Annotated in this window: 6 protein-coding genes; 3 read left to right on the top strand and 3 right to left on the bottom strand. The window is 44.1% G+C overall.

Annotated elements, in window-relative coordinates:
- Positions 1 to 308 precede the first annotated feature (308 nt).
- Both L976_RS11630 and L976_RS11625 read right to left on the bottom strand, forming a co-directional pair.
- Positions 309 to 1,025, bottom strand: a complete 717-nt coding sequence (locus tag L976_RS11630) for a DUF2057 domain-containing protein (protein WP_047536911.1) — start codon at positions 1,023 to 1,025, stop codon at positions 309 to 311.
- A 227-nt stretch (positions 1,026 to 1,252) separates the two neighbouring features.
- Positions 1,253 to 3,310 (bottom strand): bifunctional 2',3'-cyclic-nucleotide 2'-phosphodiesterase/3'-nucleotidase, encoded by a 2,058-nt coding sequence (locus L976_RS11625; RefSeq protein WP_047536909.1) that lies wholly within the window; start codon positions 3,308 to 3,310, stop codon positions 1,253 to 1,255.
- 698 nt (positions 3,311 to 4,008) lie between these two features.
- On the opposite strand from L976_RS11625, the gene L976_RS11620 reads away from it, so the two are divergent.
- Positions 4,009 to 6,159 carry a M3 family metallopeptidase gene (locus tag L976_RS11620; protein ID WP_047536906.1) on the top strand — a complete coding sequence of 717 codons (2,151 nt, stop codon included), beginning with the start codon at positions 4,009 to 4,011 and terminating at the stop codon, positions 6,157 to 6,159.
- Between the two features lie 225 nt (positions 6,160 to 6,384).
- Positions 6,385 to 7,008 (top strand): 2OG-Fe(II) oxygenase, encoded by a 624-nt coding sequence (locus L976_RS11615; protein ID WP_047536903.1) that lies wholly within the window; start codon positions 6,385 to 6,387, stop codon positions 7,006 to 7,008.
- A 63-nt stretch (positions 7,009 to 7,071) separates the two neighbouring features.
- On the opposite strand, the gene L976_RS11610 is transcribed toward L976_RS11615, so the two are convergent.
- Complete coding sequence (locus tag L976_RS11610; RefSeq protein WP_047536901.1) at positions 7,072 to 8,313, bottom strand: dicarboxylate/amino acid:cation symporter; 1,242 nt, start codon at positions 8,311 to 8,313, stop codon at positions 7,072 to 7,074.
- A 287-nt stretch (positions 8,314 to 8,600) separates the two neighbouring features.
- Here L976_RS11610 and L976_RS11605 point away from each other — a divergent pair, with 287 nt between their 5' ends.
- Positions 8,601 to 9,026, top strand: a complete 426-nt coding sequence (locus L976_RS11605; RefSeq protein ID WP_047536899.1) for a YqaA family protein — start codon at positions 8,601 to 8,603, stop codon at positions 9,024 to 9,026.
- The last annotated feature ends 14 nt before the right edge of the window (positions 9,027 to 9,040 follow it).

The raw sequence follows: 9,040 nt of genomic DNA, 5'->3' as shown, positions 1-9,040 counted from the left end.
CTCAGAAGTGAAACGCAATCGCGCCGATGGTAGTGTGGGGTCTCCCCATGTGAGAGTAGGTCATCGCCAAGCGCCTAACTAAACAATGAAGCCAGCTGAATAAGCTGGCTTTTTTGTTTTTGATGTTTTCAGTTTCTGCTTTTTTCACTTTTACATTCTCCCTTAGATACCATTTCAGATTGGGTTACTCTAAAAATTTAGGCACATAACATCAGGCCAATAAAAAGAGCAACCTAGGCTGCTCTATTCTGAATTGGGGTTAGCGTGACCATGCTAGTTTGCTGCTGCGCAAAAAGTAACGAATAAGCTTATTGCCCATTAATTTTGGCTTTGAACTTTGCTTTAGTGACGTCATCGGCGAGGTGATACCAATAATCCAGCATATGGCTGATTTCGGCTTGAGTTGGTGAATCATGCGCTGTGCTTTGTGTTATTGCAGCTGTGGATGCGACTGCTGTGGTGGTAACTATAGTGGACGTCGCAGAAGAGGTGGCAGGCAGAGTTGGTGCACTCGTTGTCGTTGATACTTGAGGCAGGCTTTGCTGAGTGGTAAACGTTATCGAGGCGGGATGTTGTCCCTGATTATACTGAAAGATTTCCTGCTCGAAGTTTCGCCCTATCTGTAACCCGTTTTTCACTAATCTATCTTGGTCGAACGCAATCACTTGATTATGCTTATCTAAAAGCATGAGTAATGGTAACTCATCGAATTGCTTTGCAGCCTTAGCCGAATCTATATTGGGCAGTTTGAGATGTAATTTTTGGTCTGTTTGATTAAAGCGAATGATCAGCACGTCCGATTGATAGCGTACTGAATTTGCCTGTTTACGGTATTGAGCATTGTAGCGAAAAGCGATTTGGTTCAATCCATTACTTAGCGTAACAGGTGAGGTGTTTAATGGCTTTTGTCCATTTACGGTGAGCAGCTCGACATCGCCTGGAAGCTGTAGAATGACTTCGGCACAAACGGGTTGCAGGCTGGCAAGCAATAGGGTTGATGCACACAGTATAGAAGGGGATTTCATAAGCTTACTCTTCGTTTATATCACGTATTAATGATAAGTGAGATAGCGGATTACACAAAACCTTAGATGGCAAAGGAATAAACTCATTTAGTTTATTTTGTTAAGGTTTAGAGCATGCAGGGATGAAACTAAAAGAAAAGGCTCACGAAGAGCCTTTTCTGATCCAAAGCACGAAGCTAGGTTAAACCTAATTGTCTTTAACTTAATCTAAGTGGAAGTAACGCAAATTACTTTGCTTTATCCTGGCTTAGGTTGATGCGGTACACGGCAAAACCGAGTTCATCTTTACTCAGTTTGGTCATTTCGCGTTGTTTATTCGCTTCGATAAAGGTTGCGGCTTTATCGCTATCTTGGGTTTGGAAGCGAATATCAAGGGTCACATTCGTGTTGATGGTTTTGAAATCCCAGTTGTAGTCAGCACTTGGGTTTACCATGCCTTCGTACTTGCCTGTTGCTTCATTGAACTTAGATTGCGCCGTGATATAGGCCGCTAAGGCTTCACGGTTGGTATCTGGCAGTTCCAGAACCACATGGTCACTGCCTGTACCGGCGAACTTACCACCAAAGGCGCGATAGTTATTTGAGGCCACGATAAATTCTTTGGCTGCAAATTCTTCGCCAGTGAATACTTTGCCATTTTCATCGGTATAGCTTAAATCGACGATACGGTTGGCATTGGCGTTGACAACAGCGCAGTCACGGTCGAATTTACTTGGTTGAGTGACATCAATTTTATAAGTTAAACCATCGAGTACGTCGAAGTTGTAGGTTGGATGACCGTCCCAGTTGATTAACTCCTGTGGCGTTGTTTTACTTGGGTCGATTTGCTTAAACTGGTTAGCGGAACATTCCAGCCAGTCTTTCAGCTCTGCACCTGTGGCCTTTACCGCCACCATGGTATTGGGGTAGAGATAAAGATCGGCAGCATTTTTAAAGGTCAATGCGCCTTTATCCACTTGCACGTATTGGTCTGCATCGCTGGTTGTGCCATGGCGTCCGCCGGCTTTGAATGGCGCAGAGGCCGATAATACAGGCAGATCTTTTAACGCCTCAGGGAGTTTGGCTTTTACGTTGGCTATTTGTGCATCGGAAACGATTTGCACCGTTGGATCGTCCTGCACTAAGGTCAAGAAGCTATACATATCGGCGGCAGCAACCCCAATTGGCTCATCCACGAAGGCAAGTGTGCCTTGGTGCTCTTCAGCTACGGCATCGATAATTTCTTGGTCACGGTCGACTAATGGCGTTTTAGTTGCGCCATCATAGATAGGACGAGCCTTAGTCGTTGCACTAAGTACCATCCATTTACCGTCTTTACGCTCTAGTTTAAAGTCAACCACACCTAAGTTGTCACCCCAACGTCCAGGCATTACGGCTGGGACGCCGTTTAATAGACCCTTAGTCACATCTGTATTAGGTAGGTCGGCATATTTGGCATCGGGGAAGATGGAGTGGCTGTGACCAAACATAATAGCATTAATATCTTTTACATTCGTTAACGCGTAGGTAGCGTTTTCCGCCATTGGATCGCCAGGATTCTCTGTTGAACCGATACCAGAGTGGGGGATCGCGATAATCAAATCAGTGCCTTTCGCCTTCATTTCAGGCACATATTTCTTTGCTGTCTCGACGATATCTTCAACCTTAACTTTGCCAGTAAGATTTTGTTTATCCCACAATAAAATTTGTGGTGGCACAAAACCAATATAACCAATCTTAATGGTTTGGTTATTTCCTTCGCTATCGACGATTTGTTTTTCTTTAATGATATAAGGGGTGAATAAATGCTCACCTTTTTTCACATTATTCCAACAACCGTTTTCATCAGCACAATATACGTTGGCGTTAATATAAGGGAATTCTGCACCATGAAGTGATTTATTTAAAAAATCTAAACCATAGTTAAATTCGTGATTCCCGATATTCCCCACTTCGTAATCTAGTAGGTTCATCGCTTTATAGGCGGGGTGAACATCGCCCATTTGCAGGCCGACTTTAGCCATGTAGTCACCCATAGGACTACCTTGAAGCAGGTCGCCGTTATCTACGAGCACACTGTTTTTGGCTTCTTTACGGGCGGCATGGATAAGGCTTGCGGTACGAGCTAGACCAATTGTTGGGTCTTCTTTACCACTGTAGTAGTTGAAATCCATGATATTCGTGTGCAGATCGGTGGTTTCTAGTACACGTAAATCCGCTTGAACAATTGGCTCATCATCTGAGCCACAGGCGCTTACACCAAGGGCGGCAGTGATCACCACTGCGAGTAGTTTTTTATTTAACATAGTTTTCTCTATTTATATTTATGTGACCCTAATACATGCTCTATTTTTGAGCATGCCCATCATCCAGTTAACTCATATTCTGAAAACTGTTCTGAAAACGATTAGTTACAGAAGCATTAAGTTAACGAACAGGATTATAAAGACATTTGATGATCTGAATGTGACATTAATTGGATAAAGGCTGTATTAAATTGTGACAATGAATTTGATTGGTTAAATTACAGTCGATATATGACGTGATTTTTGTTTGTCTGTTGGATAAACACTTGGATTGGTTGTTTGTTAAAAATAATTAATATTTGTTATTTAAATGGTTTGATTTTAAGCCGGTTTTTATATCGTTATCACGTTAACCTTTAGCGTTTTTATAATTGTTCTTAGGTAACTTATTATTTTTAAATTAAATTATTTTTATATTTATCATGTTGTTTATGATTTTTATTATTCAGATGTAATGTGGGCATGGCAGTGGTGATCGCTTGATGATGTTATTTGAGGTTCGTCACACATAAAGCGATACAATTTAGCCTGGAATACGTTGGTCGAAAGCTTGGCTGAATGGCGGTTAACTTGCTAAGGTTGTGCATCGACGACAGTGCCTTGAAGATGCACTCGTTGGAAGAGAAGCCAAAATCCGTTACTCGCACCTTTCACTTAAAAAATATAAAGACAGGGCAGTGACACTTAAGGGAGTTAATATGCGTAAGTCTGTTATTTTTACCGCTGTTACCGCGGCGTTGTTATTGGGCGCCTGTTCTGAAAATTCTGCTGTAAATTCTGAAGCTACTAATGCTGTCGCAGCCAAAGCTGCTTCAACACCAGCTCAAATAGATGCGACCAATGTGTTATTAAGCAAGAGTCCATTACAAGATCAAGCACCGCAGTTTAATTTGATCAAGAGCTCGGATTATGCCCCCGCCTTTGCGCAGGGGATAAAAGAGCACGAGGCTGAAATCGCCGCCATTATTGGCAATAAGCAGGCGCCGACCTTTGAGAATACCATTTTAGCTATGGAAACGTCGGGTGGGTTGTTGACTCGAGTGTCACGCACCTTCTTTAACCTCGCGGGTTTGATCTCCGATGATAATTTTCAAAAAACGGAGGCGGATTTAGCGCCTAAGTTATCGGCTCATCGCGATAACATTTATTTAGATCCAAGCTTATTTGCACGTGTTGAAACCGTGTATCAACAACGTGACACGTTAAATGCTGAAGATAAGCGCCTAGTCGAGTTTTATTACGAGCAGTTTGTGCGTGCTGGGGCCAAATTATCCGATGCCGATAAAGCCCAAATGCGTGATTTCAACGCTGAGTTGGCCACCCTTGCGACTGAGTTTTCCCAAAACAGCTTAAAGTCATTTAAAGACGATGTGATTGTCGTGACAGACAAGGCACAGCTAGACGGTTTATCTGACAGTGAAATCGCGACCTTAGCGGCCGCAGCGCAAGCAGCGGGTAAAACGGGTTACTTGATTACCTTAGTGAACACGACGCGTCAGCCTATTTTAGCCAGTTTAAATAATCGTGAACTGCGCCAAAAAGTCTGGGAAACCTCGGCCCACCGAGCCGTTGCTAGCAATGGCCCTTTAATCGTGAAGATGGCGCAGCTGCGCGCCAAGAAAGCTAATTTACTCGGCTTTGATACTTGGGCAGCCTATGCCGTGGCCGACCAAATGGCTAAAACGCCAAGCGCAGTGTATGAAATTTTAGATGACTTGGCGCCTAAGGCGTTGGCTCACGCTAAGGTCGATGCGGCGGATATCCAAGCTGAAATCAAAAAAGCTGGCGGCAATTTTGAATTGCAACCTTGGGATTGGGCTTATTACGCCGAGAAAGTGCGCCAACAAAAGTATGCCCTCGACGAGAGCAGCATCAAACCTTATTTTGAATTCAATTCAGTGCTCAAGGATGGTTTGTTCTTCGCAATGAACAAACTCTACGGCATTAGCATTAAACCTCGCACCGATTTACCAGTATGGCATAGCGATGTGCTCGCCTTTGAGGTTTTCGATAAAGACAACAGCTCAATTGGCCTGTTCTATCTCGACCCTTATGCCCGTGAAGGCAAGGGCGGCGGCGCTTGGATGGATGAGTTTGTCACTCAGAGCGGGCTACTCGGTACTAAACCGGTTGTGTATAACGCCCTGAATATCCCGAAACCTGCTGACGGCCCAACCTTGATGACCTTCGATGAAGTGACCACTATGTTCCATGAATTTGGTCATGCGGTGCACGGTTTATTCTCCAAGGTGAAATACCCGAGTGTGGCAGGTACCTCTACGGCGCGCGACTTTGTAGAGTTTCCATCTCAAGTTAACGAAGATTGGAACATTGACCCAGCAGTCATTGCCAATTACGCCAAGCACTATCAAACTGGTGAACCTATTCCTAAAGCCTTACTCGATAAAATCTTAGCCTCGAATAAATTTGGTCAAGGTTTTGATACCGTTGAGTATTTAGCGGCTGCATTGCTGGATATGGAATGGCACTCGATTGGTGCCGACACCCAAATCAAGGATGTGGAACAGTTTGAGCATCAAGTGTTAGCCAAACACGGCCTCGATTTCGCGCCGATCCCACCGCGTTATAAGTCGAGCTATTTTAGCCATGCCTTCTCGGGTGGCTATTCAGCCGGTTATTACGCTTACCTGTGGACAGAAGTGTTTGCCGCCGATGCCTTCGCCTATATGGGCCAACATGGGGGCTTAAAAGCTGAAAACGGCGATAAGTTCCGTGAAGCGGTATTGTCTAAAGGCAACAGCGAAGATTTAATGCAGAATTACATCCACTTTACTGGTCAAAAACCTACGACCGATGCCTTATTAAAACGTCGTGGTTTAGTCGACTAAACGAGTCATTGTAAAAAGGGCCAAAGGCTTGGTAGGGCAACCTATCAAGCCTTTTTTTACGCTATTGTTTTTTGATAATCTTTACTCTAAAATCCCGCCACATTTGACTGTGGGATAACGTCTTTATCCCGTATCGACGCCCCTCGAAAATCAGGCTCAGTTTCCCCTCCTTTGAGCCCTTGAGTACAGCTAAAGCGTAGCCTCTTTATATTGGATGTAGCATTAATGGTTTCGCAATTAAGTGAAGCAGTGCTGGATGTGATCGCTGACGCCTTGGTAGACAAAGGCTATATCTTTTTACCCGAGTTAGTTCCTAGTCATATAAGCCAAGTATTGCTGGATAAAGTTCGAACAACAGAAATACATGAGTTGAAAGCGGCCTCCATCGGACGTGGTGCAGAACAACAACTTAACCCCGATATTCGTCGTGATCGTATTCAGTGGTTAGAGGAGCAGCATGAGCCTGATTCACTCTATTTGGATTTGATGATGCAATTAAAGGATGGGCTCAATCGTCGCTTATTTATGGGGTTGTTTGACTATGAAAGTCATTATGCTGTGTATCAACCCGGCGCTTTTTATAAGAAGCATGTGGATGCGCTAAAAGGCAGTCAAAACCGCATCTTAACCACGGTGTTTTTCTTAAATCCGGATTGGACGCCAGCAGACTGCGGCGAGCTGATTATTTACGATGAAGCCGATAATGAGATTGAACGTATAGCGCCAAAAATGGGGCACTTTGTGATTTTCTTAAGCGAGCGTTTTCCCCATGAGGTGACAAAAACCTTGGCGCAACGTAACAGTATTGCTGGTTGGTTTAGGGTGAGCACCAGCATGCATGGCTTTTAAAAGGGCTAAAAAAACCACCTTAGTTAAGGTGGTTTTTTGTATACAGTGATTCAATCCTAGGTATTAGGCTAACGATGTTTGAGTATCCTTGGCATTAAACTGTTCAATATCCAACTCATTTTCTGATTTACCAATCACAACGGCGGTCATCATATCGCCAGTTACGTTCGTCGCGGTGCGGATCATATCGATAATACGGTCGATTGCGGCGATAAAGGCAATACCTTCGAGCGGTAACCCAATCACGCCTAAGGTCACTGTTAACATCACCATTGCGCTGCCTGGCACGCCAGCAGTACCGACAGAGGCAACCGTGGCGGTGACGGCAATCATCACATAATCTAAAGTATCGAGTGGAATGCCATAAATCTGCGCGATAAAAATCGCCGAAATTGCAGGATAGATACCACCACAGCCATCCATGTTCATAGTGGCACCGAGCGGCATAACAAAGGCGCTGTAGCGCTTAGAAACGCCCATGGTTTCAACCGCTCTAGTGCTGGCTGGCAACGTGCCAAAGCTTGAAGAGGTACTAAAAGCCACTAATTGCGCAGGCATAGCCTTGCGGAAAAATTGCATAGGGCTTAAGCCTGCAAATTTCACAAAGCCACCATACACAAAAATCATATGTATCAGGGCTGCAATATAGATTGCGGCGATAAACTTACCTAGAGGCAATAGGGTCGATAAACCGTATTCACCCACCACCCAAGCCATTAAGCCAAATACACCAATTGGGGTGAGTTTTAACACCATGCGAGTCAGTTGAAACATCACTTCGGCGCCCGCTTCAATTGTGCGTTTAAGCGGCTCAGCCTTCTCGCCGACCTTGTTGATGGCAATCCCAACTAAAGCGGCAAACACAATAATTTGCAGTACTTTACCTTCGGCCAGTGAGGCAAATGGATTGACAGGGATCATATCGAGTAGCACCTGCGCAAACCCGGGTATATTGCGCTCACGGACTTCAGTGGTGGCCAGTTGCATCGTGCCGCCCATATCAATAAGCGAACCAACGGCTAAGCCGATTAACGAGGCGATTGTACCTGTTAGCATAAACATGCCTAAGGTCTTAAGGCTTAAGCGTTTTAGATTGGTTTGAGAGCCTAGCGAGGTAATACTTACCACGATAGCGCAGAAGACCAGTGGCGCAACTAGCATTTTTATCGCGCTAATAAATAGATCGCCAAGCGGTTTAAGCACAGTTGCGCTTTCGCCTAATAACACGCCAACGAGCGCACCTAAGATAAAGCCTGTGAGGACTTTTTGCCAAAAAGGGATGCGGCTAATAGTTTGAAGGATCATGCGTTTTCCAAAAATATATCATTACAAGCCCATAGACCTGAGATGCTAGTATGTGTATCCACTTGAAGTAAATGAACTTATACCAAGCGGCGCGTCAGGTACAGGACAATTTCTGCCATTAAAGGCATTGTATCGGCAGTGACAGGGTTATAACAAACCGATTTTCTTATAACTTATTGTGATAAATGAGTTTGTTGTGAAATAGTTGGTTGTTACATCGTTTTAACGTCAAAGTTGTAACCCAATATTTAATGTAAAAAATTATTAATTTCATAGAGTAAGTTTTTATGTCGGACTTAATTGTCATGTTTTCGGGAGCTTTTTTGGCGGCCACCTTGTTACCGGGTGGATCTGAAGTTTTGCTCGTCGCCCTGTTAAATAAAGTCCCGCAAGCTTGGTTAGTATTAGTTGCTGTAGCCAGTATTGGTAATACCTTAGGGGCGATGACAAGTTTTTATCTCGGACGTTTAGGGCGATTTGCTAAGTCCCCAGAGGCATTGAATGAAGGCAAACATGCCAAAGCCTTAACACTTATCGAGCGTTATGGCGTGTGGTCCTTATTACTGTCGTGGGCACCGATTATCGGGGATATATTATGTTTACTTGCGGGTTGGTTAAAGCTACCCATGTTACCCGCGTTGAGTATGATTTTTATCGGTAAAATAGTTCGTTATCTTATGGTAGCTGCAGTGACATTACACTGGCTTGGTTGATTTATTAACGCAGT

The sequence above is a fragment of the Shewanella sp. ZOR0012 genome, assembly GCF_000798835.1.
GTDB classification, from domain to species: domain Bacteria; phylum Pseudomonadota; class Gammaproteobacteria; order Enterobacterales; family Shewanellaceae; genus Shewanella; species Shewanella xiamenensis.
This window is presented reverse-complemented; position numbering and strand designations above follow the sequence as displayed.

Bases quoted from the DNA above. Each gene is read 5' to 3' on its own strand.
- L976_RS11615 (WP_047536903.1), top strand. From the start codon at position 6,385: ATGGTTTCGCAATTAAGTGAAGCAGTGCTGGATGTGATCGCTGACGCC.
- L976_RS11625 (WP_047536909.1), bottom strand. From the start codon at position 3,310: ATGTTAAATAAAAAACTACTCGCAGTGGTGATCACTGCCGCCCTTGGT.
- L976_RS11610 (WP_047536901.1), bottom strand. From the start codon at position 8,313: ATGATCCTTCAAACTATTAGCCGCATCCCTTTTTGGCAAAAAGTCCTC.
- L976_RS11630 (WP_047536911.1), bottom strand. From the start codon at position 1,025: ATGAAATCCCCTTCTATACTGTGTGCATCAACCCTATTGCTTGCCAGC.
- L976_RS11620 (WP_047536906.1), top strand. From the start codon at position 4,009: ATGCGTAAGTCTGTTATTTTTACCGCTGTTACCGCGGCGTTGTTATTG.
- L976_RS11605 (WP_047536899.1), top strand. From the start codon at position 8,601: ATGTCGGACTTAATTGTCATGTTTTCGGGAGCTTTTTTGGCGGCCACC.